This window comes from Streptomyces sp. NPDC104313 (assembly GCF_055583985.1).
The window spans coordinates 584,713-611,288 of sequence record NZ_JBVJMW010000002.1; the positions used below are offsets into that span (position 1 = coordinate 584,713).

Here is a 26,576-nt window from a genome sequence, read left to right on the forward strand (position 1 = left end):
CACCGGCCCGTGGGCGCTCATGCCGACACCGGTCCGTGGGCACTTCGGCGGGGGCGGGACGGAGTGGGGATCACACGCGTTCCAGCGGGCGGTGCGGGCCCCCGGGGAGTTCGGCGGCGACCGTGTCGCCGGGACGGATCACACCGCCCCGGCGGACCGCGCTCATGGCACCCGCCTTGCGCACGACCCGCTCGACATGCGCGACGCGCGATCTCCCGCGACCCTACGCCCGGCGTCGGAGCGGCACGCGGAGCCCTCTTACCTCCCGGGTAATCGACGCCGCCGGGGCCCCCGGGTCAAGGTGGGGTCACCGCCCCGGACCGCCGGGACGGCCGAGGAGAGGGCACATCATGACCGCGTACGAAGAAGCCGTCCAGCGCTACTTCGCCGCCTGGAACACCACCGGGTCCCAGGAGCGGGCGAGCGCCGTGGCCGCCGCGTTCACCGCCGACGCCCGCTACACCGACCCGCTGGCCGAGGTGCACGGGCACGAGGGACTGGCGGCCGTGATCGGCGGCGTGCACGAGCAGTTCCCCGGCTTCCGGTTCCGGCCCTCCGGGACGCCCGACGGGCACCACGACCTGGTCCGCTTCGCCTGGGAGTTGGTCTCCCCGGCGGACGGCTCCGCACCGGTGGCCGGGTTCGACGTGGTCCGGCTCGCCGAGGACGGCCGGATCAGTTCGGTGAGCGGGTTCCTGGACCGCGTACCGGGGGCGTGAACCCGCCGCCGCGGACGCTCACTTGCCGTCGGTGAGCTGCTCGTCGAGTTCGTCGAAGAGCAGCTCGCCGTGATCGACCTGGCCCGTACGGTACGCGGAACGGGCCACCAGGTGCGAGGCCACCGGGCCGGTGAGCATCTGGAAGAAGGCGATGAGACCGAGGGTCGCGAGGTCCATGCCGCTGCGCAGCCTCAGCGCGACCCCGGCCAGCACCAGGATCATGCCGAGCGTCTGCGGCTTGGTCGCCGCGTGGCTGCGGGAGAGGACGTCGGGCAGCCGGATCATGCCGATCACCCCGAGCAGAGAGATCGCGGCGCCGATGAGGAGCAGCGCGGCGCCGGCCGTATCGACGATCTGGAGCCAGAGACTCACCGCGGGCCCTCCTGGGCGTCGTCGGGGTGCGGGGGACGGGGCCGGTCGCGTACGGCGATGAAGCGGGCGATGCCCACCGACCCGGTGAACCCGAGGAACGCCAGTACCAGCATGATCGGGAAGTAGAACGGGTCCCGGGCGAAAGCCGATTTGGCGGCGAGTCCGGCGATGATCAGGGCGGCGCAGACGTCCAGCGAGATCGCCCGGTCCAGCATGGAGGGGCCCCGCCAGATCCGGGCCAGCAACAGGGCACCGGCGATCAGGAGCAGGACGACGGCGGCGGTCAGCAGGACGCGGTCGACCTGTTCGGGCGCGGTCATGGTGCGGGCCTTTCGGCGGCGGGCCGGTGCGGTGGCGGGGGTTCGGCGACCCGGGCGATCTCGTCGGGGGTGCCGAAGGCCCGTACGGTCAGTTCCTCGATCCGCCACACCTGGCGCCGGGCGGCTTCGAGCTCCTCGGGGCGGTCGGCCTCCAGGACGTGCACGAAGACGGTGGCGGTGGCCCGGCGCACCTCGATGATGGAGCCGCCGGGGACGTTGGAGACGGCGACGGCGGTGGCCGCGAGCATCAGGTCGCTGCGGCAGCGCAGGGGCACCCCGATCACGGCGGCCCGATGCGGCAGGCCGATGAAGATCTGCCGGGTGACCCTCACCCCGGAGGTGTACATGTCGTAGAGGAGATAACCGACCAGGCGCAGGATGCCCCAGAGGTGGAGCCGCAGCCCGAGGTCGACCCGGGGCAGCGGGAAGGCGAGGCAGACGGCGACCGAGACGACCAGACCGGTGATGACGTTGGCCCAGGTCAGCGTCGACCACAGCAGCACCCAGATGAGGGTGAGCCAGGCGATCAGCGGCAGGTCCAGCACTCGTCGGCGCCGGGTGCCGAACTCGCAGCTCAGCGGCGGCAGATCGGCGTTGCGGAAGGAGAAGCGCAGGATGTGTCTCACCGGCCCAGCACCTCCTGGATGTAGGGGGTCCGCTGGAGGAGTTCGACGGCCGTACGGTCGGTGTAGGCGGTGAGCGGGTCGGCGAGCACCGTGAAGGCGAGACCGATCGCGATGGTCGCCGCGGTGGCCGCGACCATCGGGCCGGGCAGCCGGCCGGTGGTGGTGACGGCCCGTCCGTGCAGGGTCGCGGCGACGGCCCCTGCCGCCGGGGGGCGGGCCGGTGCGACGCTCTCGTCGCCGGTGCCGTGGATCCGGTCGGGGCCGGCGTCCGCGTCCTCGTCGCTGTCGTCGCCGGACTCCAGGACCGTTCCGGCGGCGGCCTGGCCGGGCGGGGCGGCCCGCCAGAAGGCCAGGTTCCAGACCTTGGCGACCACGTACAGCGTCAGCAGGCTGGTGGCCGCCGAGCCCGCGACCAGCAGCCAGGCCCAGCCGCCGCCGTCGGCGACACCGGCGCGCATCAGCCCGAGCTTGCCGATGAAGCCGGACAGCGGGGGGATCCCGGCGAGGTTCATCGCCGGGACGAAGAACAGCACGGCGAGCATCGGCGCGGCCCTGGCCAGACCGCCGAGCCGGGTCAGCTCCGTGGTGCCGCCCCGGCGTTCGATGAGCCCGGCGACGAGGAACAGGGTCGTCTGGACGGTGATGTGGTGGGCGACGTACACGATGGCCCCGCCGTACGCCTCCCGGGTGGCGAGGCCGATCCCGAAGACCATGTAGCCGATGTGGCTGATCAGGGTGAAGGAGAGCAGCCGCTTCAGGTCGGTCTGGGCGACCGCGCCGAGGATGCCGACGACCATCGAGGCCAGCGCGATGGCCATCAGGAGGTCGCCGAGGCGGTTGCCGGGGAAGAGCAGGGTCTCGGTGCGCAGCATGCAGTAGACGCCGACCTTGGTGAGCAGCCCGGCGAAGACCGCGGTCACGGGGGCCGGGGCGGTCGGGTAGGAGTCGGGGAGCCAGGCGGCGAGCGGGAAGGCGGCGGCCTTGATCGCGAAGACGGTCAGCAGCAGCGCCTGGATCAGGGTCACTACGCCGACGGGGAGGTCGGCCAGCCGCCCCGAGAGCTGGGCGAAGTTCGCGGTACCGGTGGCCGCGTACGTCATGGCGATGGCGGTGAGGAAGAGCATCGAGGAGAACAGCGAGATGATCACGTAGGTGGAGCCCGCCCGCATCCGGGGTCCGGTGCCGCCGAGGGTGAGCAGGACGAAGCTGGCGACCAGCATGATCTCGAAGCCGACGTAGAGGTTGACGAGGTCGCCGGCGAGGAAGGTGCAGGAGACCCCGGCGACGAGGATCAGATAGGCGGGGTGGAAGACGGCGAGCGGGGTCTCCTTGTCCCGGTCGGTCATGCCCTGGCCGAGGGAGTAGACGAGCACGCAGAGCGTGACGGCCGAGGAGACCGTGAGCATCAGCCCGGACAGCCGGTCGGCGACCAGGGTGACGCCGAGCGGCGGGGCGAAGTCGCCGAGGTGGACGGAGAGCGGGCCCTGCCGGTCGGCGGCGATCATGAGGGTCACCGAGAGCGCGGTGACGGCGGCGAGCACGGCGACGCTGATGAAGCGCTGGAAACGCCCCAGGCGGGTGCCGAAGGCGAGGCTGAGTCCGGTGGCGCACAGGGGCAGCAGCACCGGCAGGGGGACGAGCGCGTTCATCCGTCGGCTCCTCGGTCGCGGGGGTAGCGGTCGTCCGCCTTGGCGTCGCCGTCGTGTGCGTAGTCCTCCGGGTCCGCGCCCAGCACGTCGTTCCACAGGTTGCCGGAGGCGTCGCGGCCCCGGGCCTGGCGGGCGCGGTCGGCGCGGAGCCGGTCGCGGAGCCGGCGGCGCTCCTCCCGGTAGCGTTCGCGCTCCTCGGCGGTGGGTTCGGCTCCCGACCGGAACTGCTCGCGCAACTGGGCGCGTTCGCCGAGCACTTCGGCGCGCAGTGCGATACGGCGGTCCTCCAGGTCGTCGTGGACCTCGTCGGTGCCGGTGATCTGGTGGCTGCGGTAGGCCATGGCCAGCAGGAAGGCGGTGGTGGCCAGGGTGATGACGATGGCGGTCAGCGCGATGGCCTGGGGCAGCGGGTCGGTGACCCGGCTCAGGGACACCCCGTAGAGCAGGGGTGCGGCGCCGGCCCGGCCGGTGGAGGAGAGGACCAGCAGATTGATGCCGTTGCCGAGGATGACGGCGCCGAGCAGGATGCGGGTCAGCGGGCGGGTGAGCATGAGGATGCCGCCGACGGCGCAGAGCACGACGGCGGTGGCGAGGAGCGAGGCGCTGACGGTCATCGGCGGGACCCTCCCGCCTCGGGGCCGCCTTCGGGGGTGAGGACGCCCGCCGCCCGTTCGATCTGCCGGTCGATCTTGGCGCCGAGGGCCCGCACGATGTCCAGGACGACGCCGAGGACCAGCAGGTAGACGCCGAAGTCGAAGAGGACCGAGGTGCTCAGGTGGTACGTGCCGAAGACCGGCAGATCTCCGTAGTACGTGAAGGCGTGCAGGACGGTGCCGTCGGCGAGTCCGACGAGGCCCACTCCGGTGGAGATGAAGAGGCCGAGGCCGGTGAAGAGCCCTGGTTGCAGGGGGGCGGCCTCGGCGAGTTCGAAGCGGCCGCCAGCCAGGTAGCGGGTGATCAGGGCCAGTCCGGCGACGAGTCCGGCGACGAAGCCGCCGCCGGGCAGGCTCTCGGCGCAGAACAGCAGATAGACCGAGAGCACGAGGATCGGGTGGAACAGCAGCCGGGCCACCACCTCGAAGACGATCGAGCGGTGTTCGGGGGCGAGCGTAGCTCCGGCGGCCAGCCAGCCGCGTTCGGGGGCCGCGTCGTGGTCCTGCGGCAGCCTGGAGGAGTGGTGCGCCGACAGGGACCAGGCGGTGCGGCCTCGCAACTCCTCCTGGGCCATGGTGCCCTCGCTGCGGCGGTGCAGGTAGATGAGGCTGGTGACGCCGATCGCGGCGGCGGCGAGCACGGCGGACTCCCCCATCGTGTCCCAGGCCCGCAGGTCGACGAGGATGGCGGCCACGACGTCCTTGAGCCCGTGGTCGGCGACCTCCTGGACCATGGCGGCGCCGGCCGGTTCGGCTGTACGCGCGGCGGCGGCGACCCACATGCCGACGCCGACGGTGGCCGCCGCCGCGAGGGCCATCGGGATGCGGGCGGCCCGCCGCCAGGTGCTGACGGTCTCCTGGAAGTGGACGGGCATCCGGCGCAGCACCAGCACGAAGACGATCATCGAGACGGTCTCGACGCAGAACTGGGTGAGCGCCAGGTCGGGCGCTCCCTGGACGACGAAGAGCAGGGCGGCGCCGTATCCGGTGAGGCCGGCCAGGACGACGGCCTTCATGCGCCGTCGCACCGTCAGGCACAGCAGGGCGGCGGCGCAGGTCAGGGCGGCGACCGCGCCCTGGAGCGGATTGTCCCAGAGCCGGGGGCGCACCGCCCCGTCCCAGGGGGTGTCGACGATGAGGACGGCGAGCTGCCCGCCGAGCATGACGAGGAGGGTGGTGGCGAGGTACACGGAGAGGGAGCCGCGCTGGATGAAACCGGTGACCTGGAGGGCGAGACGTTCCTGCCCGAGCAGCAGGTGGCCGAAGACGCTGTCGGCGGTGGGCCAGGCGATGCGGCGGGAGAGGCGGGTGACGCGTGCGCGGCCGAGGAAGAGCAGGGCGCCCGCGGCCCAGGCGAGGGCCGACAGGAGCAGGACCGTGCCCCATCCGTGCCAGAGGGCGAGGTGGTACGGCTTCCCGTCGGCCGGGAACGTGTCGGCGTAGGCGCCCAGCAGCCGGTCGGTCCAGCCGACGCCGGGGCCGAGGACGAGGCCGAGGACGGCGAGCAGGGCGGGCGGGGCGAGGAAGGCCCACCCGACGCGGTGGACGGGGGTGTCGGGCACACCGGGCTTGCGGGCGAACGCGCCCCAGACGAACCGCAGGCTGTACGCGGTGGTCAGCGCGGACCCCGCGACGACGACGGCCAGCGCCCACCGGTCGGCGGCGGAGCCGTGCAGCAGCGCCTCGAACGCGGCCTCCTTCGCGGCGAAGCCGAGCAGCGGCGGGAGGGCGGCCATGGAGGCGGCGGCGAGTACGGCGACACCGGCGACGTACGGCAGGGAGCGGCCGACCCCGGACAGTTCGCGCAGGTCGCGGGTGCCGGCGGCGTGGTCGACGATGCCGGTGACGAGGAACAGCGGGGCCTTGAAGAGGGCGTGCCCGAGGATCATCGCGGCGGCGGCGAGGGCGGCGTTCCGGTTGCCGGTCCCGGCGAGCAGGGTGAGGAAGCCGAGCTGGCTGACGGTCCCGTAGGCGAGGACGAGCTTGAGGTCGTTCAGGCGCAGCGCCCGCCAGCCGCCGAGCAGCATGGTCGCGCCGCCGAGGACGAGCACGACGGGTTTCCAGACGGGGACGTCGGCGAAGGCGGGGGCGAGCCGGGCGACCAGGTACACACCGGCCTTGACCATCGCGGCGGCGTGCAGATAGGCGCTGACAGGGGTGGGTGCGGCCATGGCGTTCGGCAGCCACATGGAGAACGGCCAGATCGCGGACTTCGACAGGGCCCCGCACAGCACGAGGACGACGGCGACGGACACGGCGAGGGTCGCCTCGGGCGGATCGGCGACGATCGCGGAGATCCGGTAGGTGCCCGCGGCCTGACCGAGGATCAGGAAGCCGACGAGCATGGCGAGGCCGCCGAACGTGGTGACGACGAGGGCCTGGAGGGCGGAGCGGCGGCTGTGCCGGTTCTCGCTGCCGTGGCCGATCAGCAGGTAGGAGAAGACCGTGGTCAGCTCCCAGAACACATAGAGCGTGATCAGGTCGTCGGCGAGGACGAGAGCGAGCATCGCGCCCGCGAAGGCGAGCAGATTCCCGGCGAAGCGGCCCAGTTGCGGGGTGTCGTCGGTGAAGTAGGAGGCGCAGTAGAGCAGGACGAGCGCGCCGACCCCGGCGGCGAGCAGCACCATCAGTTCGGCCAGCGCGTCCAGGCGCAGGTCGAGGGCGACGCCGTAGTCCGGGATCCACTGCCAGGACCAGGTGTCCGCGCCTCCGGAGGCGGCGGTGTTCCAGCGGGTGAAGGCCCAGACGGTGGTGGCCGCCGGGGGCAGGGCCAGTACGACGAAGGCCCGTCGGCCGAGCCGGTGCACCAGCGGGCCCGCACAGGCGGCCAGGGCGAAGTGGGCGGCGATGAGCGCGATCACAGCGGGGTGTCCGGTTCGGGCGGTGGGGCATCCGGAATAAAGGGCACTAAATACAGATATATCCCTCAGACCGATTCACCCGACCGGCGCGCCGCGCACCTCCCGGCCCACCGCGTTCCAGCCCCGGGGCGCCGCGTTCCAGCCCCGGGGCACGGCGGTCCCCGCCGTTTCCGGCGCAGGGGTCGCGGCCCTCACGGCAGGACCGCGACCCCGTCGATCTCGACCATCGCCCGCTCGTCCCAGAGCCGGGCGACACCGATGACGGCCATCGCCGGATAGTCGCGTCCCGCGAGCCGGCGCCAGATCCGGCCCAGCTCGGCGGCGTGGGACCGGTAGTCGGCGATGTCCGTGGCGTGGACGGTGACCCGGGCGAGGTCGGCGGGGGCTCCGCCGGCCGCGTCGAGGGCGGTGAGCAGATTGCCCAGCGCGACGGCGAACTGGACGGGAAGGGTGGCCCCGACGACCTTTCCGTCCGGGTCGAGCGCGGTCTGCCCAGCGAGGAAGACCAGGCGCCCGCCGGTGGCGACGACCGCGTGGCTGAAGCCGGTGGGCGGGGAGAGTTCGGCCGGATTGATCCGGTGGGACGGACTCACGAGGGCGGCTCCTGGGTGAGGCCCGCGGGTTCCACGGACTCCTGGGCGGCGGGCTGTTGGTCACGGCGCTGCTGGTCATGGCGCTGCTGGTCGGGGGGCGGCTGGGCGAGGGGCTCGGACCGCTGGGAGCCGTTCGCGTACAGCTCCTTGGCGATGATGGTGCGCTGCACCTCGCTCGCACCCTCGTAGATCCGCGGCGCGCGGACCTCGCGGTAGAGGTGTTCGAGCAGATGCCCCCGGCGCAGGGCGCGAGCGCCGTGCAGCTGGACGGCGGCGTCGACGACGTACTGCGCGGTCTCAGTGGCGTACAGCTTGGCCATCGCCGCCCGGCGCGGCACCCCGCTCTCCCCCGCGTCGTACGCGGCCGCCGCCGCGTACACCAGGAGGCGGGCGGCCTCGGTGCGGGTGGCCATCTCCGCGACCTGGTGCGAGACGGTCTGGAGGTCGCTCAGCGGGCCGCCGAACGCGGTGCGCCGGGCCGTGTGCTCCAGGGTCGCGTCGAGGGCGGCGCGGGCCATCCCGACGGCGAACGCCCCGACGCTGGGCCGGAAGAGGTTGAGGGTGTTCATCGCGACGCGGAAGCCCCGGTCGGGCTCGCCGAGGACATCGTCGGCGGTGACCGGTACTCCGTCGAACTCCAGGGTGCCGATGGGGTGCGGGGAGAGCATGTCGAGGGGGGAGCCGGTGAGTCCGGGGCGGTCGGACGGGACCAGGAAGGCGGTGATGCCGCGGGATCCCGCGCCGGGGGTCGTCCGGGCGAAGACCACGGCGAAGTCGGCCTCGGGGGCGTTGGAGATCCAGCACTTCTCGCCGGTGAGCGCCCAGCCGGCCGGGGTGTGCTCGGCGGCCAGGCTCAGGGCCGCCGCGTCGGAGCCCGCGCCCGGCTCGCTCAGGGCGAACGCCGCGACGGCCCGCCCCGCCCGGACCTCGGGGAGCCAGCGCTCGCGGTGGGCGGCGGTGCCCGCCTGGACGATCGGGGTGGTGCCGAGGCCCTGGAGGGCAAGGGCGGTCTCGGCCTCGGTGCAGCCCCGGGCCAGGGACTCACGCAGCAGGCACAGGTCCAGCGCCCCGGAGCCCAGCATCCGGGCGAGGAGGCCCCGCTCTCCGAGAGCGGCCAGCAGCGGGCGGTTGACGCGCCCGGGCTCTCCCTTCTCCGCCAGCGGGCGCAGCTCCTGTGCGGCGAGGGTGCGGAGCTCCTCGCACCAGGCGGTTTGTTCCGGTTCGAGGGAGAATGCCGTCATGGCGGCGCCTCTCTTGTCGCGTCGTTTCGCGTGCTCTGTCGCGTGCCCTCTCGCGCCGCTCGGCATCTCCTCGCATCGCATCGCACGCCATGTCTTATCGCGGACCGTTGACTACCGTCACCCAAACGATACGCTCCAGAGGCGACAAGGGGGCGATCCTTCATGGAGCCGAATTCCTCGCCGAACACGCCCACAACCGCCGCCGACGCGTCCGTACGCGTCCCCGGCGCGCATCCCGAGCGGTCCGCAGGCACCGCCGGAGCCCACGCCGACACCTTCACGCGCGACCACCTCCCGCCGCCGGAGCAGTGGCCAAAGCTCCTCCTGGACGATCCCGCGCCGCGTTACCCCGACCGGCTGAACTGCGGGTACGAACTGCTGGACCGCACCGTCGAGGAACGGGGCGCGGACCGCCCGGCGCTGCTTTCCGGCGACGGGAGCGTCTGGAGCTACGGCGAGCTGCGGGAGACGGTGGACCGCATCGCCCAGGTGCTGACGGAGGACCTGGGTGTCGTGCCGGGCAACCGGGTGCTGCTGCGCGGGCCGACGACGCCCTGGCTGGCCGCCTGCTGGCTCGCCGTCATGAAGGCGGGCGCGGTCGCCGTCACCGTACTCGCGCAGGCGCGCGCGGCGGAGCTGGCAGCCATCTGCTCGCTGGCGCGGATCGGCCACGCCCTGTGCGACGCCCGGTCGGTGCGGGACCTGGCGGAGGCGGACGTGGACGGCCTGCGGGTCACCTTGTTCGGCGGGGACGCGCCCGGGGACCTGACCCGGCTGGCCGAGGCCAGGACCGGCCCGTACCGGGCGGTGGACACGGCCGCCGACGAGGTCGCGCTCATCGCGTTCACCTCGGGGACCACCGGGCGGCCCAAGGGCTGCATGCACCTGCACCGGGACCTCCTGGCCATCGCCGACACCTTCTCCCGGCACGTGCTGCGCCCCTCGGCCGACGACGTGTTCGCGGGCAGTCCGCCGCTGGGCTTCACGTTCGGCCTGGGCGGGCTGCTGGTCTTCCCGCTGCGGGCCGGGGCCTCGACACTGCTGCTGGAACAGGCGGGCCCGCGGCAGCTGCTGCCCGCGCTGGCCCGGCACCGGGTCTCGGTACTGTTCACCGCCCCGACGGCCTACCGCGCGATGCTCGGGCAGGTGGGCGGGCACGATCTCTCGGCGCTGCGGCGTTGTGTGTCGGCCGGGGAGAACCTGCCGGCGGCGACCTGGCGGGCCTGGTACGAGGCGACGGGGCTGCGCATCATCAACGGCATCGGGGCCACCGAACTGCTGCACATCTTCATCTCCGCCGCCGACGACGCGATCCGGCCGGGCACGACGGGGGTGCCCGTGCCGGGCTGGCAGGCCCGGGTGGTCGACGAACACGGGGACGAACTGCCCGACGGTGAGGCGGGGCTGCTCGCCGTGCGCGGCCCGGTCGGCTGCCGCTATCTCGCCGACCCCCGGCAGACGGAGTACGTCCAGCACGGCTGGAACATGACCGGCGACACCTTCGTCCGCGAACCGGACGGCTACTTCCGCTACGTGGCCCGCGCCGACGACATGATCATCTCCTCCGGCCACAACATCGCGGGCCCCGAGGTGGAGGACGCCCTGCTGCGCCATCCGGAGGTCGCGGAGGCCGCCGTGGTGGGCCGGGCGGACGAACTGCGCGGCGAGATCGTGGTGGCGCACGTGGTGCTGCGGGAGGGCTCGGAGCAGACCGCGGACGCGCTACGCGCCCATATGAAGGCCAACCTGGCCCCGCACAAGTGCCCGCGGGTCTTCGTGTTCCACGCCTCTCTCCCCCGTACGGCGACCGGCAAGCTCCAGCGTTTCCTGCTCCGGGACCACCGGCTCTAGAGTGATCACGTGGCCGAGCTGCGCACCCCCCGATCCCTGATCATCACGCTCTACGGCGCCTACGGCCGCCCGCCGGACGGCGCCCCGTTCGCGGTGTCGGAGCTGATCCGTCTGCTGCACGCCGTGGGCGTCGACGCCCCCTCGGTACGCTCCTGCGTCTCGCGGCTGAAGCGGCGCGGGCTGCTGGTGGCCGCCCGTGCGGCGGACGGTTCGGCGGGGTACGCGCTGTCGCCGGACGCCCGGCAACTGCTGGACGACGGGGACCGGCGGATCTACGGGCGGCCCGCACCGCGGCTCGCCGACGGCTGGGTGCTCGCGGTGTTCTCCGTGCCCGAGGCCGAGCGCAACAAGCGCCATCTGCTGCGCTCCCGGCTGGCCCGGCTCGGCTTCGGCACGGCCGCGCCCGGGGTGTGGATCGCGCCGGCCGCGCTGTACGAGGAGACCCGGCACACCCTGGAGCGGCTCGGACTCGCCCCGTACGTGGACCTGTTCCGCGGCGAGCACCTCGGTTTCGCCGGCACCCGCGAGGCGGTGGCCCGATGGTGGGACCTGTCGGCGGTGGCGCGTCTGCACCACGAGTTCCTGGAACTGCACGAGCCGGTGCTGCGGGACTGGGAGGCGTCCGGGGACGCCGACGAAGCACCCCGCTCGCAGACCGCCTACCGGGACTACCTGCTGGCCCTGGACTCGTGGCGGCAACTCCCCTACGCCGACCCGGGGCTGCCGTCGGAGCTGCTGCCCGGGGGCTGGCCGGGCGGCCGGTCGGCGGAGGTGTTCGGCCGGCTGCACGAGCGGCTGCGGGACGCCGGGGAGCGCTACGTGCGGCCGTGACCCCCGCCGGGGTGAAATCCAGGTGCCGCCGGCTCCGGCCCACGGGCAGGATGAGGCATGACCTGGACCTTCACGCATGACGCCGGAACGTTCCTCGCCGTGGCCGGCGCCTCGCTCGCCGCGCGGCCCGTCGAGCACACGGTGGCGCTGACGGTCACCGAGCGGCTGAGGCGTGCGGGCCCGCATCACTACGGCGGGGGTGATCCGGTGCTCGGCTGGTGGCGCGGGGCGGACGGGGCGGTGGCGGGGACCCTGGTGCGCACTCCGCCGCATCCGGCGCTGCTGAACGCCGTCCCCGCGGAGGCGGTGGGACCGCTGGCGGAAGCCCTGGGAGCGAGCCCGGATCTGACCGCCGTCAACGCGGACCGGGACACCGCGGCGCTGCTGGCCGCCCGGCTCCCCAGCTACCGGACCGAGCAGGAGCAGCGGCTGTACCGACTGGGCCCGCCGCGGCCGCCCTCCCCCGCGCCGGAGGGCCGGGCCAGGGCGGCGGCGCGGGCGGACAGGGCGCTGCTCGTGGAGTGGGTGCACGGGTTCGCCGACACGACCGGGCAGTCGAAGTCCTCGGCCGAGTGGCTGGTGGACGAGGGCACGGAACGCGGGTCGCTCACCCTCTGGGAGAGCGGAGGGGCCCCAGTGGCTCTCGCGGGGCGCTCCCGGCTGCTGGCGGACACGGTGCGGGTGACGTTGGTGTACACCCCGCCGGAGCTTCGCGGCCGGGGGTACGCGGCCGCCGTGACGGACGAGGCCGGCCGGGCGGCACGGGAGGCGGGAGCTTCGGAGGTCGTGCTGTTCACCGACCTCGCCAACCCGACGAGCAACGGTGTGTATCTGCGCATCGGCTACGAACCGGTGGCGGACCGGCTGCTGTTGAGGAGGAACCCGTGACGGCGGAGCCCGCGACCGAGGGGCCCACGGCCGATGAGGCCGTGACCGATGAGCCCGTGACCGCGGATTCCTCGACCGCGGCGTCCGTGACGGCGGAGCCGCTGTGGCTCGTCGCCGCGAACGTGGTGCGGTGGCGGCGGTACGGGGACGGCGGGCAGGAACTGCGGCCCGGGACCAAGTCGTACCGGGGCGGGTCGAAGGTGCATGTCGTCGACACCTGCCCGGGCATGGGGCACGAGCAGTTGACCATCGTCGGACGCGGCCGGCACACCGGTGCGTACACCACCATCGACATGGCGACCCGCAACCTCCACACCTTCCGGCCCGTCGCGGTGTACAGCCCGGCGGTACTGCGCCGCGTGAGGGCGGTGGGCGTCGACGGTTCATGGGCCACGCGGGAGCACGCCGAGGAGCTGGCCGCCCTGCTCGGGCGCCTGGCGCCGCGGTACCGCGAGGAGCACTGGGGCGGAGCTCCGCACCCGGTCCCCTGCCGGTGCCACGGCTGCCTCAGCCCGGCGTGAGCCGGGGCTTCGGTCCGTCGGTGCGGCCGGTGGGCGGGGGGCGACTGCCCGCGCCGTACGGAAGGGGCCAGGGAGCGCCGGGCCCGCTGTAGCCCTGTTCGGCCGCCGCGTGCAGGGTCCAGTGCGGGTCGTACAGATGGGGGCGGGCCAGGGCACAGAGGTCGGCGCGGCCCGCCAGGAGCAGGGAGTTGACATCGTCCCAGGAGGAGATCGCGCCGACCGCGATGACGGGGACGCCGACGGTGTTGCGGATTCGGTCGGCGTACGGGGTCTGGTAGGAGCGGCCGTACTCGGGGCGCTCCTCGGTCACGACCTGGCCGGTGGAGACGTCGATGGCGTCGGCCCCGTGGTCGGCGAAGGCGCGGGCGATTCTGACGGCGTCCTCGGCTCCGGTGCCACCCTCGGTCCAGTCGGTGGCGGAGATCCGCACGGTCATCGGCCTTCCTCGCGGCCAGACTTCGCGTACGGCGTCGAAGACCTCCAGGGGGAAGCGGAGCCGCCCGGCGAGTGCTCCGCCGTAGGCGTCGGTGCGGCGGTTGGTGAGCGGGGAGAGGAATCCGGAGAGCAGGTAGCCGTGGGCGCAGTGGAGTTCCAGGAGGTCGAAGCCGCAGTCGGCGGCGCGCCGGGCGGCTGCCACGAACTCCTCGCGCACGGCGAGCATTCCGGTCCGGTCCAGCTCCGCCGGGACCTGGCTGACGCCGGGCTCGTACGGGAGCGGAGAGGCAGCCCTCAGCGGCCAGTTTCCGCTGTCCAGGGGCTGGTCGATGCCTTCCCACATCAGCTTCGTGGAGCCCTTGCGGCCGGAGTGGCCAAGCTGCACGCCGATGGCGGCGCCGGGGGCGCAGGTGTGGACGAAGTCGGTGATCCGCCGCCAGGCGGTGGACTGTTCGTCGTTCCACAGGCCGGTGCAGCCGGGGGTGATGCGGCCCTCGGGGCTGACGCAGACCATCTCGGTCATGGTGAGTCCGGCTCCGCCGAGCGCACGGGCCCCGAGGTGGACGAGGTGGAAGTCGGCGGGGAGTCCGTCGACCGCCGAGTACATGTCCATGGGGGAGACGACGACGCGGTTGCGCAGTTCGAGGCCGCGCAGGCGCAGCGGGGTGAACATCGGCGGGGTGTCCGGTGGGCAGCCGAACTCCTCCTCGACCGCGGCGGTGAACGTGGCGTCGCGCAGTCGGAGGTTGCCGTGGGTGACCCGGCGGCTGCGGGTGAGCAGGTTGAACGCGAAGCGCCGGGGCGGCTGGTCGACGTAGGTGGCCAGCTCCTCGAACCAGTGCAGGCTGGCGGCGGCGGCCCGCTGGGCGGAGGCGACGACCGGGCGGCGCTCGGCCTCGTACGCCGCCAGCGCCGCGGGCAGGTTCGGCTGTTCCTCGACGCGGGCGGCCAGTGCCAGGGCGTCCTCGACGGCGAGCTTGGTGCCGGAGCCGATGGAGAAGTGGGCGGTGTGGGCCGCGTCGCCGATGAGCACCGTGTTCCCGTGGGACCAACGGGAGTTGACTACCGTGCGAAAGGCGAGCCAGGAGGACCCGTTGCCGCGCAGGGGGCGGCTGTCCAGCGCCTCGGCGAAGAACGCGGCGCAGCGGTCGGCGGATTCGGCCGCGTCACAGGTGTCGAGCCCGGCGGCGCGCCAGACCTCCTCCCGCATCTCGACGATGACGGTGGAGGCGTCCGCCGCGTACGGGTATCCGTGCAACTGCATGACACCGTGCGGGGTTTCGGCGATCTCGAAGCGGAAGGCGTCGAGCGCGAAGCCGGCGGCGAGCCAGATGTAGCGGTTGCGGTGTTCGGTGACGCTGGGGCCGAAGGTGTCGGCATGGGCCGCGCGGGTGGTGCTGTGCACCCCGTCGGCGGCGATGACCAGGTCGTGCTGGGCGGCGAGCTCGGCGGCGGGCGGGGCCCCGGCACGGAAGCGGAGGTCGACGCCGAGGCCGGCGCAGCGCCCGTGCAGGATCTCCAGGAGCCGGCGGCGGCCGAGGGCGGCGAAGCCGTGGCCGGCGGAGGTGTGCGTCCGGCCGCGATGGACGATGTCGATGGTGTCCCAGCGGACGAACTCGGCTCTCAGCGCCCGGTACACCTCGGGGTCGGCGTGTTCGATGCCGCCCAGGGTTTCGTCGGAGAGGACGACCCCGAAACCGAAGGTGTCGTCGGGGGCGTTGCGCTCGAAGACGGTGACGGCGCGGTCCGGGTCGAGCCGCTTGAGGAGGGCAGCGGCGTAGAGCCCGCCAGGGCCGCCGCCGACGACCGCGACCCGGCGCACGGCCGAGGGGCACCGGCGGGCAGTGGTCGCGGCGTCCGGGCGCGTGGTGGTTCCGGTGGCCGGCGCAGCGGCGCCCGGGCGCCGGGTCGCTCCGGCGGCCGGCACGGCTACCTCCCCCGCCACGTCGGCGGGCGCTTCTCGGTGAAGGCCGCGTGGAACTCGGCGTAGTCCTCGCCGTGCATCAGGAGGGCCTGGGTGTTGGCGTCCAGCTCGACGGAGGCGGCGAGCGGCATATCGAGCTCGGCGGTGAGCAGGGCCTTGGTCTGGGCGAGCGCGAGGGCCGGGCCGTCCGCGAGGCGACGGGCCAGCTCGGCGGCGCGCTCGTCGGCCTTCCCCTCCTCGGCCAGTTCGCTGATCAGCCCGATCCGCTCCGCCTCGGGGGCGCGGACGGCGTCCCCGAGCATCAGGAGCCGGGTGGCGTGGCCGAGGCCGACGATCCGGGGCAGCAGGTAGGCCGCGCCCATGTCGCCGCCGGAGAGGCCGACCCGGGTGAAGAGAAAGGAGAAGCGGGCCGACGCGTCGGCGATCCGGAAGTCCGCCGCCAGGGCCAGCACGGCGCCTGCGCCGGCGGCGACGCCGTGGACGGCGGCGACGACGGGGAAGGGGCACTCCCGCAGGGCCCGGACGACCTGTCCGGTCATCCGGTTGAAGTCGAGGAGTTGCGCGGTGTCCATCGCCAGGGTGGCGCCGATGATCTCGTCGACGTCACCGCCGGAGCAGAAGCCGCGCCCCTCACCGGCCAGGACGAGGGCGCGGACGGAACGTTCCCGGGAGAGCTCGGCGAGGAGGTCGCGCAGATCCGCGTAGGCGCCGAAGGTGAGCGCGTTGAGCTTCTCGGGGCGGGCGAATGTGACGGTGGCCACACCGTCGTCCCGGGTCAGCCGCAGATGACGCCATTCCTCGGCGCTCGGGGCCGAGCTGGGAAACGGGCTCATGGAGGGGTCCCCTTCAGCGATCGGGCTGGTGCCGGCCGTGCGCGGGTCGCGTTCCGCCTCCGAAGTTATCACTCTTACGTGACTTCCGTCACGAGATCGCTATACAGCATCCATGAGACTGTTGTGGCGAAAGTCCCCTTTGCTCCGGCCGACCGCCTCTATGGCCGGAGCGGAGCGGTTCGTAAAGTTGAAACCAGGAAGTCCCGACACGAGTACCGCGTGAACCCCAGAAGTCGAGACCTCCCGCTTCGAGGAAGACCCGCTCCCGAACGGAAACCCCGCCGTGCCGCCCGATGTCCCCCTCCCCCTCCCCCCTTCCTGGCGCATCGCCCTGCCGCACTCCACCGCGGCCGTGCCGATCGCCCGCGCTCTCATCCGTACGGCACTGTCGGACATCGACACCCCGGCCGACAGCGACACCGCCGAGCTGCTGACCGCCGAGCTGGTGGCCAACGCGGTCGAGCACACCCTGGGCGGCGAGCCCATCGAGCTGGTCGTGGAGCTACTGCCCACCGGTTGCCAGGTCGAGGTGCACGACCGCGACCCCGCCCCGCCGGGCGACCTGTCCCGGCCGCAGCCGGGCTATGAGGTCGATCCCTGGCAGGAGCACGGGCGCGGCCTGCTGCTGATCCGGACCCTCAGCTCCGCCTGCGGCCACCGCACCACCGAACAGGGCAAGGCCGTCTGGTTCACGCTTCCGGCGATACCGGCGCAGCCGGGTCCGTCTCCGGGGAGCTGACCAGCCGGGAGCGCCCCCGCCCGTAGCCGACGTACAGCAGCGAGCCGACGGCGAGGAAGACCACGAACTGGACCCAGGTCGTCCAGCCGGTCCCGTACATCAGATACAGGCAGAACACGACGCCCAGCAGCGGGCTCACGGGGTGGAGCGGCACCCGGAACGTCCGCTTCAGCCCGGGGGCGGTCCGCCGGAGCACCACCACCGCGACATTGACGGCGACCATCGTGGCGAGCGTGCCGATGGTCGTCAGGTTCACGACGACGTCGAGCGGGACGAACGCGGCCGGGACCGCGAAGACGCAGGCCACGATCCAGGTGTTGGCCACCGGGGTGTGGGTCCTGGGCGAGACCCGCTCGAAGACGCGCGGGATGAGCCCGTCGCGGGACATCGACATGAGGATGCGGGTCTGCCCGTACATCACGGCGAGCACCACCGAGGCGATGGCGACGACCGCGCCGAAGGCGACGATTCCGCCGCCGACCGTGGAGTCGGTGACCTGGTTGACGGCGATCGAGAGGGCCGCGCTCTTGTTCGCGACGGCGTCCGAGCCGATCGCTCCGATGGCCGAGAGCGCCACCGCGCAGTAGAGCAGGGTGACGAGACCGATGCAGATCAGGATGGCGAGCGGGATGTTCCGCCGGGGGTTCTTGACCTCTTCGCCGGCGGTGGTGATGGCGTCGAAGCCGATGTAGGAGAAGAACGCCAGCGAGGCGCCCGCGGTGATCCCGCCGGGCCCGTGGGTGGCGAACGGCATGAGGTTGTCGTCCTGGAACGCGCTGAACGCCACGGCGCAGAACGCGATGAGGATGCCGATCTTGAGGACGGCCATGGTGGCGGTGGCGGTGGCGCTCTCCCGGACGCCGCGCACCAGCAGGGTGGCGGCCATGGCGATCACGACGACCGCGGGCAGATTGACCACACCGCCGTCGACGGGTCCGGAAGACAGGGCCGCGGGCAGTTCCCAGCCGAACAGGCTGTTCAGCAGTTCGTTGACGTACTGGCTCCAGCCGACCGCGACGGCGGAGACCGACACGCCGTACTCCAGCAGCAGGCACCAGCCGACGAGGAAGGCGGTGCGCTCGCCGAGCGCCGCGTACGCGAAGGAGTACGAGCTTCCGGAGACCGGGATGGCGCTGCCCAGCTCCGCGAAGGCCAGGGCGGTGAGGATGCAGGTGATCGCCGCGAGGACGAACGAGATCACGACGGCGGGGCCGGCCTTGGCGACGCTGTCGGAGAGCCCGACGAAGATGCCGGTGCCGACGATCGCGCCGACCCCGAAGCAGACGAGCTGGAAGAGGCCCATGGTGCGCTTGAGGCCGTGGCCCTCCAGGTCGCCGCCGGACTCGGCGATGAGCTGATCGGGGCTCTTGCGGCGCAGGTCCGGCTTCGAGGGGCCGGGGCCGGCGCGCTGCGGGGTGCCGGAACACGGCAGACCGGTGCTCATGCGGGACGTTCTCATCTCTGGTGGTGCGGTGGGGGGACGTTTCCCGGTGTGCGCGGCGGCCGTGGGGACCGCGGGCGGCACAGGGGAAGGGGGCCGGGCATCGCGGAGCCCGAACCCCACAAGAGGCGACATCGTAGCCACCACCATGCATGTTCACCCAATCGGGCGCATAGGCATGCAAACCCCCCTGCCCTGCGGCCCGTACGCGCCTCCCTCCGTACGACTACCCGGGCTACCCCACCCGGGGCTTCCGGGGCTTCCGGGCTACTTCCCGGCGAGCGTCGCCACCAGTACGGCCTTGATCGTGTGCATCCGGTTCTCCGCCTGGTCGAAGACGACCGAGTGCGGGGACTCGAAGACCTCGTCGCTGACCTCCAGCTCGGTCAGCCCGTACCGGGCGTGGATGTCCCGGCCGACCCGGGTGCCGAGGTCGTGGAAGGCGGGCAGGCAGTGCAGGAACTTCACGTCCGGGTTGCCGGTGGCCCGCAGGACGTCCATCGTCACGGCGTAGGGACCGAGGGCGGCGATGCGCTCGGCCCACACCTCCTTGGGCTCCCCCATCGAGACCCAGACGTCGGTGGCGACGAAGTCGGCGCCCCGGACGCCCTCGGCGACGTCGTCGGTGAGGGTGATCGTCGCGCCGCTGACCTCGGCGAGCGCCCGGGCCCGCGCCACGACGGCCACATCCGGCCAGTACGCCTCGGGGGCGACGATCCTGACGTCCAGGCCGAGCAGGGCGCCGGTGATCAGGTAGGAGTTGCCCATGTTGAAGCGGGCGTCGCCGAGGTAGGCGAAGGCCGTCTCCGCGACGGGCCCCTCGTGGCACTCGGCCATGGTGAGCACGTCGGCGAGCATCTGGGTGGGGTGCCAGTCGTCCGTGAGCCCGTTGAAGACCGGCACCCCACCGTACGCGGCCAGCTCCTCGACGGCCTGCTGGCTGTCGCCCCGGTACTCGATCCCGTCGAACATCCGGCCGAGCACCCGGGCGGTGTCCTTCACCGACTCCTTGTGGCCCATCTGGGAGCCCGACGGGTCGAGGTAGGTGGTGGAGGCGCCCTGGTCGGCGGCGGCGACCTCGAACGCGCAGCGCGTACGGGTGGAGGTCTTCTCGAAGATCAGCGCGATATTCTTCCCGCGCAGCCGCTGGACCTCGACCCCGGCCTTCTTGGCCGCCTTGAGCTCGGCGGCCAGGGAGACCAGGCCGAGGAACTCCTCGGAGGTGAAGTCCAGCTCCTTGAGGAAGTGGCGGCCGGTGAGGTCTATGGCCATGATGACTGCTCCTGGGTCGGACGGGGATCGGCGCACTGCGCGCGGGCAGAATGCGCGCGGACAGAACTGGAAGTCTATACGATCCCTCGCATCTCTATACAGGTTCGGGGTCGCGGTCCGACGCTTCTCACACCACGGGGTCCCGCTCCACCGGGCAGCTCATACAGCGCGGCCCGCCACGTCCCCGGCCCAGCTCGCTGCCCCGGATCTCGATCACCTCGATGCCCTGTGTGCGCAGGTAGGCGTTGGTCGTGGCGTTGCGCTCGTACGCGACGACGACCCCGGGCTCGACGGCGAGCACGTTGCAGCCGTCGTCCCACTGCTCGCGCTCGGCCGCGTGCACGTCCTGGGTGGCGGTGAGCACCCGGATCGAGTCGAGGCCGAGGGCGGCGGCGATGGCGCGGTGCATGTGCTCGGGCGGATGGTCGGTGACCTTCAGCTCGCGGGGGCCGCTGCCGGGCTCGATCGTGTACGAGCGGAGCATGCCGAGACCGGCGTACTGGGTGAACGTGTCACCGTCGATCATCGTCATCACCGTGTCCAGGTGCATGAACGCCCGGGCCTTGGGCATGTCGAGCGCCACGATCATCCGCGCCGAACCGGCGTCGAAGAGGCCCCGGGCCAGCATCTCCACCGCCTGTGGCGTGGTGCGTTCGCTCATCCCGATGAGGACCGCGCCCTGCCCGATGACCAGGACGTCACCGCCCTCGATGGTGGAGGGGTAGTCGTCCTGACCCTCCGACCAGTGGTGGAAGGCGCCGGCCTGCGGGCCGGTGAAGAGGGGATGGTGCCCGTAGATCGCCTCGAAGTGGACGGTCTCGCGCTGCCGCGCGGGCCAGCGCATCGCGTTGATGGACACCCCGTCGTAGATCCATGCCGAGGTGTCCCGGGTGAAGAGGTGGTTCGGCAGCGGGCCGAGCAGGAAGTCGTCCAGGTCCATCACATGGAAACGGACGGAGGTCGGCTCGCTGTGCCGCTCCAGGAACTCCCGCTTGGTCATGCCGCCGACCAGCGCCTCCGCCAGCTCCTGTGAGGACAACTCCTCGAAGGCGGACCGCAGATGCTCGGTGGCGAGCGGCCCGTACTCCTTCTCGTCGAAGACCCGGTCGAGCACGATCCGCCGGGCGACCGGAATGTCGAGGGACTCGCGCAGGAGGTCGCCGAAGAGGTGCACGGCGACCCCCCGCTCGCGCAACACGTCGGCGAACCCGTCGTGCTCCTCCCGGGCACGGCGCACCCACAGGACGTCGTCGAACAGGAGCGAGTCCTTGTTCCTGGGGGTGAGCCGCTTCAGCTCCAGATCGGGGCGGTGCAGTATGACGCGGCGCAGCCGCCCGGCTTCGGAGTCGACCTGGAATCCCATGCCTTCATCCTCACCGCGCGGAGCTCCGTTCACCCGGCGAACCGCCCACCGGTTCGTCAGGGTTGTCCGCGCCCCGGAATCCCGCCGCTCAGTGGCGGGGGTCCCGTCGGTCAGTGGCGGGGGTCCCGTCGGTCAGTGGCGGGGGTCCCGTCGGTCAGAGGCGGGGGTCCACCGGCTCCGACTCCAGGGCCAGCACGGCGAACACCGCCTCATGGACCCGCCAGAGCGGCTCCCCCTCCGCCAGCCGGTCCAGTGCCTCCAGGCCGAGCGCGTACTCCCGCAGCGCCAGCGAGCGCTTGTGGCCGAGGAACCGGGAGCGCAGGCGCTCCAGATTCTCCGGACGGGTGTACTCGGGGCCGTAGATGATGCGGAGATACTCCCGGCCGCGCACCTTGATGCCGGGCTGGACGAGCCGGCCCTTGGCGTCCCGGACAAGGGCGCCGAGCGGCTTGACGACCATGCCCTCGCCACCCCGCCCGGTCATCTCCAGCCACCAGTCCACACCCGCGCGCACGGAGGCCTCGTCCCCGGTGTCGACGACGAGCCGGCGGGTGACCTGGAGCAGCCCGGTCGGGTCGTGTTCCACGAGCCGGTCGAGCCAGGCAAGCTGCTCGTCGTGCGGCACGGCGGCCAGGGAGCGGCCCTGGACGGCGAGGATCTGGAACGGCGCGAGCCGCACCCCTTCCAGCCCGTCGGTGGGCCAGCAGTAGCGCCGGTACGCCTCGGTGAACGCGGCCGCGTCCCGCGCGCGGGCCCGCTGGTGCCCGGCGAGGCCCGCCACCTCGACGCCCCGGGCGACCGCCTGCTCCAGGGCGGCGACGGCCGGCGGGAAGACCGCGCCGGCCGCGGCGCCGACAGCGGCGTACTGCGAGCGCAGCAGTCCGCCGGCCTTGAGCGACCACGGCATCAGTTCGGCGTCCAGGAGCACCCAGTCGGTGTCCCACTCCTGCCAGAGCCCGGCGGCGGCGACAGCGAGGCGGAGCCGGTCCAAAATCGCCTCGGTCATGGCGGTGTCGTCCAGGAAGGGGCGCCCGGTGCGGGTGTACAGCGCACCGGTGGGGCCCGCCGTGCCGAAGCGCGCGGTCGCGGTCGCGGCGTCCTTGCAGACCAGGGCGACGGCCCGGGAGCCCATGTGCTTCTCCTCGCACACGACCCGCTCGACGCCGTCGCCCGCGTACTGCGCGAAGGCCTCGGCCGGGTGCTCCAGGAAGCCGTCCTCGCGGGAGGTGGCGGTGGGCGCCATGGTGGGCGGGAGGTAGGCGAGGAGCTGCGGGTCGACGGCGAACCGGCTCATGACCTCGAGCGCGGCCGCGGCGTTCTCCTCCCGTACGGCGACGCGGCCCGCATGCCGGGTCTCCACGATCCGGCGGCCCTGGACGTCGGCGATGTCCAGCGGCCGGCCCTCCCGGCCCCCGGGTGCCTCGGTGGTCAGCGGCTTGACGGGCTCGTACCAGACCTTCTCGGCGGGTACGTCGACGAGTTCGCGCTCCGGCCAGCGCAGCGCGGTCATCCTCCCGCCGAAGACGGCCCCGGTGTCCAGGCAGATGGTGTTGTTGATCCAGGAGGTGGTGGGCACCGGGGTGTGGCCGTAGACCACGGTGGCGCGGCCCCGGTACTCCTCGGCCCACGGGTAGCGCACGGGCAGGCCGAACTCGTCGGTCTCTCCGTTCGTCTCCCCGTACAGCGCGTGCGAGCGGACCCGGCCGGAGGTGCGGCCGTGGTACTTCTCGGGCAGCCCGGCGTGAGCGACCACCAGCTTGCCGTCGTCCAGGACGTAGTGGCTGACCAGCCCGTCGATGAACTTCCGCACCTCTCCCCGGAACTCGGGGTGTTCGGCGTCCTCGCGCTCCAGCTGCTCGACGGTCTCGGCGAGCCCGTGGGTGAGCTGGACCTTGCGGCCCGCGAGGTAGCGGCCGAGCTTGTTCTCGTGGTTGCCGGGGACACACAGCGCGGTGCCCGCCGACACCATGGACATGACGCGGCGCAGCACGCCGGGGCTGTCGGGGCCCCGGTCGACGAGGTCGCCGACGAACACGGCCGTACGTCCTTCGGGGTGGGCGCCGTCGACATAGCCGAGCTTGCCGAGCAGCGTGTCCAGCTCGGAGCGGCAGCCGTGGATGTCCCCGATGATGTCGAACGGGCCGGTGAGGTGGCGAAGGTCGTTGTAGCGGCGCTCCAGGACCACTTCGGCGCTCTCGGCCTCCGCCTCGGTGCGCAGGACGTGCACCTTGCGGAAGCCCTCGCGCTCCAGGCCGCGCAGGGAGCGCCGCAGCTCGCGGCGGTGCCGCTGGATGACATGGCGCGGCATGGAGGCGCGCTCCGGTCGGGCCGCGTTGCGGGCGGCGCAGACCTCTTCGGGGAGGTCGAGGACGATGGCGATGGGCAGGACGTCGTGCGTGCGGGCCAGCTGGACGAGCTGTTTGCGGCTCTCGGACTGGACGCTGGTGGCGTCGATCACGGTGAGCCGGCCGGCTTCCAGGCGCTTGCCGGCGATGTAGTGCAGCACGTCGAAAGCGTCGCGGCTGGCGCTCTGGTCGTTCTCGTCATCGGCGACCAGGCCCCGGCAGAAGTCCGAGGAGAGGACCTCCGTCGGCTTGAAGTGCCGGTGGGCGAAGGTGGACTTGCCCGATCCGCTGGCGCCGATGAGGACGACGAGGGAGAGGTCGGTCACCGGCAGCTTGCGCGCGGCGTCGCGGTCGTCCGCAGGGGTGGTGCTGATGATGTCGGCGCTTCCCGCGCCGGCGTCGGTGCTGTTCATGCGGCTTCCGCCTCCTTCGTCTTCCCGGTCGTCTTCCCGGTCGTTCCGGTGGTCGTGGTGGCGTCGCTCCGGGTGAACACGGCCATCTGGGTCGGCGGCCCCACCTCGGAGTCGTCCGGCCCGACCGGCACGTACCGCACGGTGTATCCGTGCCGTTCGGCGACCTGCGCGGCCCAGTCCCGGAATTCGGCGCGGGTCCACTCGAAACGGTGGTCCCCGTGCCGGACGTGCCCGGCCGGGAGCGTCTCCCAGCGGACGTTGTACTCGACGTTCGGCGTGGTCACGAGCACCGTCCCCGGCCGCGCCGCGCCGAACACCGCGTACTCCAGGGCGGGCAGCCGGGGCAGGTCCAGGTGCTCGATCACCTCGCTGAGCACGGCGGCGTCGTATCCCGCCAGCCGCTTGTCGGTATAGGTCAGCGACCCCTGTCGCAGGGTGACCCGGTCGGCCTGACGCTCCCCCATCCGGTCCAGCTTCAGCCGCCGCGAGGCGATGGTGAGGGCGCGCATCGAGACGTCGACGCCGACGATCTCGGTGAAGCGCACGTCCTTGAGGAGCGCCTGCACCAACTGGCCCTGGCCGCAGCCGAGGTCGAGCACCCGGCTCGCCCCGGCGGCGCGCAGCGCGTCGAGGATCGCGGTGCGCCGCTGTTCCGCGAGCGGGACCGGCTTCTCCTCGGTGTCGGTGCTCTCGTCCACCGCGTTGTCGACGCATCCGACGTCGAGGTCGTCCGACTCGGCGAGCCGCACCAACTCCAGTGCCTGGTCGGCCTGGCGGGTGAGCCCCCAGCGGTGGGACAGATAGCGCCGGGTGATCAGCGGCCGCTCGGGGTGGTCGGCCAGCCAGCCCTCCCCCGCGCGCAGCAACTTGTCCACCTCGTCGGGCGCGACCCAGTAGTGCTTGGCATCGTCGAGCACCGGGAGCAGGACGTAGAGCTGGCGCAGCGCGTCGGCGAGCCGCAACTCGCCCTCCAGCACCAGGCGTACGTAGCGCGAGTCACCCCACGCGGGGAACTCCTCGTCCAGCGGTACACCCGTGACGTCGACCCGCGACCAGCCGAGCGGCGCGAACAGCTGGTGCACCAGCTCGGCGCCGCCCCTGGCGGGCAGGGCGGGCACCTCGATCCGCAGCGGCAACGGGCTCCCTGCCCGCTCGGGCATGGCCCGGCAGACACCGCCGAGCGCGGACTTGAACACGGCGGCGAGCGCGACCGACAACAGCGAGGACGCCGCGTAGGGGCGGTCGTTGACGTACTGCGCGAGCGCGGCGTCGGGCGCGCCGCCCCGGCCCTTGCCCTTGCCGCGCCGCACCAGCGCCACCGGATCCACCTCCAGCAGGAGTGCGGCCGTGCAGCGCTCGGCGGACGCCTCGGGGTAGAAGACGTGCACGGAGCCGTGCGAGGTGGAGAACGCCTGCGCCTTGGCGGGATGCTTGTGCAGCAGAAAGCCCAGGTCAGTGGCAGGGCGCTCATGGGTGCCGGTCGTACCGATTGTCAGGAACACCTGTCCGAGTATGGTCGCCGCCCCCTGCCCCCACCAGGCATTTTCTCCATGCCCCGAGACTCCCCTAGAGCCTGTCAAGCTCCGTGATGAGGTCCGGCCCCACCCGGCAGCAGCCTCCGACGAGCCTGGCCCCGGCCCGCGTCCAGGCTCGCACCCGCCCCGGGTCGAAGGTGCCGCGCCCGGTCCACCCCCGCGCTCCCGCGTCCCATCCCTCCCCGCTGTTCGGGTAGACCACGGCGGGCCTGCCCGTGACCGCCACCGCCTGCTCCACCGCCCCCTGTGCCTCCTCCGGATCACAGCAGTTGACCCCGACCGCGAGGACGGAGTCCTGCCCCGCCGCCACCGCGAACGCCTCCTCCAGCGGCTGGCCGGCCCTGGTCCGGCCGCCCGCCACGCTGTACGAGAGCCAGTACGGCAGTCCGGTCTCCTCGGCCACCCGGACCAGGGCTTCGGCCTCGTCCAGGTCCGGCACCGTCTCCAGCGCCAGGGCGTCGGGCCCGGCAGCGGCCAGCGCCGCCACCCGGGGGCGGTGGAAGCGTTCCAGCTCCCGGACGCTCAGCCCGTAGCGGCCCCGGTACTCGCTGCCGTCCGCGAGCATCGCCCCGTACGGTCCGACCGATGCGGCGACCCAGGTCTCCCGCCCGGGGTCGGCCCGGCGCGCCGCGTCGGCGGCGCTCCGGGCCAGCTCCACGCTGCGGGCGAGCAGGACCCCGGCCCCGGCCCGGTCCAGCCCGTACCGCCCGAACCCTTCGAAGGTGGCCTGGTAACTGGCCGTGATGAGCACGCGCGCACCCGCCCGGAGATAGGCGAGATGAGCGGCCTCGATCTGTTCCGGCGCGTCGGCCAGCAACCGGGCCGACCACAGCGCGTCGGACAGATCGCAGCCCTGCGCCTCCAGCTGGATGGAGAGCCCGCCGTCCAGCAGGACGGGTCCGGCGTCCAGCGCTTCGGCAAGCGTGCGGACGGTACTCACAGCCGCCTCCTCGTCAGGTCAGGTCAGGTCAGGTCAGACCCTGTTTCCCAGCCCAGGCCGTGCCGATCTCTCCCTCGAGTAACGTTCAGTAAGGGTCGTCAGGTTCCCAGCGGTCGTTTACGACATCGGCAGCCACCGAGGCAATCGCGCCGATCGCAGAGAGCACCATGCCGACGGCTTCCGACACGGACAAAGGGCTGCTTCTGCCGGC

At 72.7% G+C, this 26,576-nt stretch carries 22 protein-coding genes and 1 pseudogene; 6 read left to right on the forward strand and 17 right to left on the reverse strand.

Going from position 1 to position 26,576, the window contains the following annotated elements; genetic code table 11:
• Nucleotides 1–70 precede the first annotated feature (70 nt).
• Nucleotides 71–187: pseudogene (locus ACZ60Q_RS06490) on the reverse strand (MOSC domain-containing protein); the annotation flags it as partial.
• Nucleotides 188–350: 163 nt separating this feature from the next.
• Between ACZ60Q_RS06490 and ACZ60Q_RS06495 the strand changes: the two are divergent.
• Nucleotides 351–719 (forward strand): nuclear transport factor 2 family protein, encoded by a 369-nt coding sequence (locus ACZ60Q_RS06495; RefSeq protein WP_469629248.1) that lies wholly within the window; start codon nt 351–353, stop codon nt 717–719.
• Between the two features lie 18 nt (nt 720–737).
• On the opposite strand, the gene mnhG is transcribed toward ACZ60Q_RS06495, so the two are convergent.
• The 8 genes from mnhG to ACZ60Q_RS06535 form a co-directional block, all read right to left on the reverse strand.
• A complete protein-coding gene (gene mnhG, locus ACZ60Q_RS06500) occupies nt 738–1,091 on the reverse strand; it encodes a monovalent cation/H(+) antiporter subunit G (protein ID WP_469629251.1) in 354 nt (117 codons plus the stop codon).
• Nucleotides 1,088–1,411 (reverse strand): MrpF/PhaF family protein, encoded by a 324-nt coding sequence (locus ACZ60Q_RS06505; protein WP_469629254.1) that lies wholly within the window; start codon nt 1,409–1,411, stop codon nt 1,088–1,090. Before ACZ60Q_RS06505 ends, mnhG begins: the two co-directional genes overlap by 4 nt.
• Nucleotides 1,408–2,037 (reverse strand): Na+/H+ antiporter subunit E, encoded by a 630-nt coding sequence (locus tag ACZ60Q_RS06510; protein WP_469629257.1) that lies wholly within the window; start codon nt 2,035–2,037, stop codon nt 1,408–1,410. Before ACZ60Q_RS06510 ends, ACZ60Q_RS06505 begins: the two co-directional genes overlap by 4 nt.
• Entirely contained in the window at nt 2,034–3,686 is a 1,653-nt protein-coding gene (locus tag ACZ60Q_RS06515; protein WP_469629260.1) for a Na+/H+ antiporter subunit D, read from the reverse strand. The genes ACZ60Q_RS06510 and ACZ60Q_RS06515 overlap by 4 nt, the downstream gene beginning before the upstream one ends.
• The gene (locus ACZ60Q_RS06520) at nt 3,683–4,300 is read right to left on the reverse strand and encodes a Na(+)/H(+) antiporter subunit C (RefSeq protein WP_469629262.1); all 618 of its coding nucleotides are present in this window, start codon (nt 4,298–4,300) and stop codon (nt 3,683–3,685) included. Before ACZ60Q_RS06520 ends, ACZ60Q_RS06515 begins: the two co-directional genes overlap by 4 nt.
• Nucleotides 4,297–7,200, reverse strand: a complete 2,904-nt coding sequence (locus ACZ60Q_RS06525; RefSeq protein WP_469629265.1) for a Na+/H+ antiporter subunit A — start codon at nt 7,198–7,200, stop codon at nt 4,297–4,299. Before ACZ60Q_RS06525 ends, ACZ60Q_RS06520 begins: the two co-directional genes overlap by 4 nt.
• A 191-nt stretch (nt 7,201–7,391) precedes the next feature.
• Nucleotides 7,392–7,793, reverse strand: a complete 402-nt coding sequence (locus tag ACZ60Q_RS06530; protein ID WP_469629268.1) for a RidA family protein — start codon at nt 7,791–7,793, stop codon at nt 7,392–7,394.
• Entirely contained in the window at nt 7,790–9,034 is a 1,245-nt protein-coding gene (locus ACZ60Q_RS06535) for an acyl-CoA dehydrogenase family protein (protein WP_469629270.1), read from the reverse strand. The genes ACZ60Q_RS06530 and ACZ60Q_RS06535 overlap by 4 nt, the downstream gene beginning before the upstream one ends.
• Nucleotides 9,035–9,196: 162 nt before the next feature.
• Here ACZ60Q_RS06535 and ACZ60Q_RS06540 point away from each other — a divergent pair, with 162 nt between their 5' ends.
• The 4 genes from ACZ60Q_RS06540 to ACZ60Q_RS06555 are packed head-to-tail and all read left to right on the forward strand — an operon-like array spanning nt 9,197 to nt 13,125.
• Complete coding sequence (locus ACZ60Q_RS06540) at nt 9,197–10,885, forward strand: AMP-binding protein (RefSeq protein ID WP_469629272.1); 1,689 nt, start codon at nt 9,197–9,199, stop codon at nt 10,883–10,885.
• Between the two features lie 9 nt (nt 10,886–10,894).
• Nucleotides 10,895–11,716 carry a PaaX family transcriptional regulator gene (locus ACZ60Q_RS06545; RefSeq protein ID WP_469629275.1) on the forward strand — a complete coding sequence of 274 codons (822 nt, stop codon included), beginning with the start codon at nt 10,895–10,897 and terminating at the stop codon, nt 11,714–11,716.
• A gap of 57 nt (nt 11,717–11,773) precedes the next feature.
• Nucleotides 11,774–12,604, forward strand: a complete 831-nt coding sequence (locus ACZ60Q_RS06550; protein WP_469629278.1) for a GNAT family N-acetyltransferase — start codon at nt 11,774–11,776, stop codon at nt 12,602–12,604.
• 41 nt (nt 12,605–12,645) lie between these two features.
• A complete protein-coding gene (locus ACZ60Q_RS06555) occupies nt 12,646–13,125 on the forward strand; it encodes a hypothetical protein (protein WP_469629559.1) in 480 nt (159 codons plus the stop codon).
• Here ACZ60Q_RS06555 and ACZ60Q_RS06560 read toward each other — a convergent pair.
• Nucleotides 13,112–15,382 carry a bifunctional salicylyl-CoA 5-hydroxylase/oxidoreductase gene (locus ACZ60Q_RS06560; RefSeq protein ID WP_469629561.1) on the reverse strand — a complete coding sequence of 757 codons (2,271 nt, stop codon included), beginning with the start codon at nt 15,380–15,382 and terminating at the stop codon, nt 13,112–13,114. The genes ACZ60Q_RS06555 and ACZ60Q_RS06560 overlap by 14 nt on opposite strands.
• A gap of 107 nt (nt 15,383–15,489) precedes the next feature.
• A complete protein-coding gene (locus tag ACZ60Q_RS06565; RefSeq protein WP_469629281.1) occupies nt 15,490–16,317 on the reverse strand; it encodes an enoyl-CoA hydratase family protein in 828 nt (275 codons plus the stop codon).
• 283 nt (nt 16,318–16,600) lie between these two features.
• Here ACZ60Q_RS06565 and ACZ60Q_RS06570 point away from each other — a divergent pair, with 283 nt between their 5' ends.
• Entirely contained in the window at nt 16,601–17,056 is a 456-nt protein-coding gene (locus ACZ60Q_RS06570; protein ID WP_469629284.1) for an ATP-binding protein, read from the forward strand.
• Here ACZ60Q_RS06570 and ACZ60Q_RS06575 read toward each other — a convergent pair.
• From ACZ60Q_RS06575 to mmuM, 6 genes are all read right to left on the reverse strand, one after another.
• On the reverse strand, nt 17,007–18,500 hold the full coding sequence (locus tag ACZ60Q_RS06575; protein WP_469629287.1) for an amino acid permease: 1,494 nt from the start codon (nt 18,498–18,500) through the stop codon (nt 17,007–17,009). The genes ACZ60Q_RS06570 and ACZ60Q_RS06575 overlap by 50 nt on opposite strands.
• 264 nt (nt 18,501–18,764) lie before the next feature.
• Complete coding sequence (gene argF / locus ACZ60Q_RS06580) at nt 18,765–19,769, reverse strand: ornithine carbamoyltransferase (RefSeq protein ID WP_469629290.1); 1,005 nt, start codon at nt 19,767–19,769, stop codon at nt 18,765–18,767.
• A 127-nt stretch (nt 19,770–19,896) separates the two neighbouring features.
• Complete coding sequence (locus tag ACZ60Q_RS06585) at nt 19,897–21,132, reverse strand: arginine deiminase (RefSeq protein ID WP_469629293.1); 1,236 nt, start codon at nt 21,130–21,132, stop codon at nt 19,897–19,899.
• Between the two features lie 154 nt (nt 21,133–21,286).
• Nucleotides 21,287–23,890 (reverse strand): polynucleotide kinase-phosphatase, encoded by a 2,604-nt coding sequence (locus ACZ60Q_RS06590; RefSeq protein WP_469629296.1) that lies wholly within the window; start codon nt 23,888–23,890, stop codon nt 21,287–21,289.
• Nucleotides 23,887–25,392 carry a 3' terminal RNA ribose 2'-O-methyltransferase Hen1 gene (locus ACZ60Q_RS06595; protein ID WP_469629299.1) on the reverse strand — a complete coding sequence of 502 codons (1,506 nt, stop codon included), beginning with the start codon at nt 25,390–25,392 and terminating at the stop codon, nt 23,887–23,889. Before ACZ60Q_RS06595 ends, ACZ60Q_RS06590 begins: the two co-directional genes overlap by 4 nt.
• 64 nt (nt 25,393–25,456) lie before the next feature.
• On the reverse strand, nt 25,457–26,365 hold the full coding sequence (mmuM, locus tag ACZ60Q_RS06600) for a homocysteine S-methyltransferase (RefSeq protein ID WP_469629301.1): 909 nt from the start codon (nt 26,363–26,365) through the stop codon (nt 25,457–25,459).
• Between the last annotated feature and the right edge of the window lie 211 nt (nt 26,366–26,576).

Bases quoted from the DNA above. Each gene is read 5' to 3' on its own strand.
- ACZ60Q_RS06550 (WP_469629278.1), top strand. From the start codon at position 11,774: ATGACCTGGACCTTCACGCATGACGCCGGAACGTTCCTCGCCGTGGCC.
- ACZ60Q_RS06565 (WP_469629281.1), bottom strand. From the start codon at position 16,317: ATGAGCCCGTTTCCCAGCTCGGCCCCGAGCGCCGAGGAATGGCGTCAT.
- ACZ60Q_RS06535 (WP_469629270.1), bottom strand. From the start codon at position 9,034: ATGACGGCATTCTCCCTCGAACCGGAACAAACCGCCTGGTGCGAGGAG.
- ACZ60Q_RS06585 (WP_469629293.1), bottom strand. From the start codon at position 21,132: ATGGGATTCCAGGTCGACTCCGAAGCCGGGCGGCTGCGCCGCGTCATA.
- ACZ60Q_RS06505 (WP_469629254.1), bottom strand. From the start codon at position 1,411: ATGACCGCGCCCGAACAGGTCGACCGCGTCCTGCTGACCGCCGCCGTC.
- ACZ60Q_RS06540 (WP_469629272.1), top strand. From the start codon at position 9,197: ATGGAGCCGAATTCCTCGCCGAACACGCCCACAACCGCCGCCGACGCG.
- ACZ60Q_RS06520 (WP_469629262.1), bottom strand. From the start codon at position 4,300: ATGACCGTCAGCGCCTCGCTCCTCGCCACCGCCGTCGTGCTCTGCGCC.
- ACZ60Q_RS06495 (WP_469629248.1), top strand. From the start codon at position 351: ATGACCGCGTACGAAGAAGCCGTCCAGCGCTACTTCGCCGCCTGGAAC.
- ACZ60Q_RS06590 (WP_469629296.1), bottom strand. From the start codon at position 23,890: ATGAACAGCACCGACGCCGGCGCGGGAAGCGCCGACATCATCAGCACC.
- argF (WP_469629290.1), bottom strand. From the start codon at position 19,769: ATGGCCATAGACCTCACCGGCCGCCACTTCCTCAAGGAGCTGGACTTC.
- ACZ60Q_RS06515 (WP_469629260.1), bottom strand. From the start codon at position 3,686: ATGAACGCGCTCGTCCCCCTGCCGGTGCTGCTGCCCCTGTGCGCCACC.
- ACZ60Q_RS06575 (WP_469629287.1), bottom strand. From the start codon at position 18,500: ATGAGCACCGGTCTGCCGTGTTCCGGCACCCCGCAGCGCGCCGGCCCC.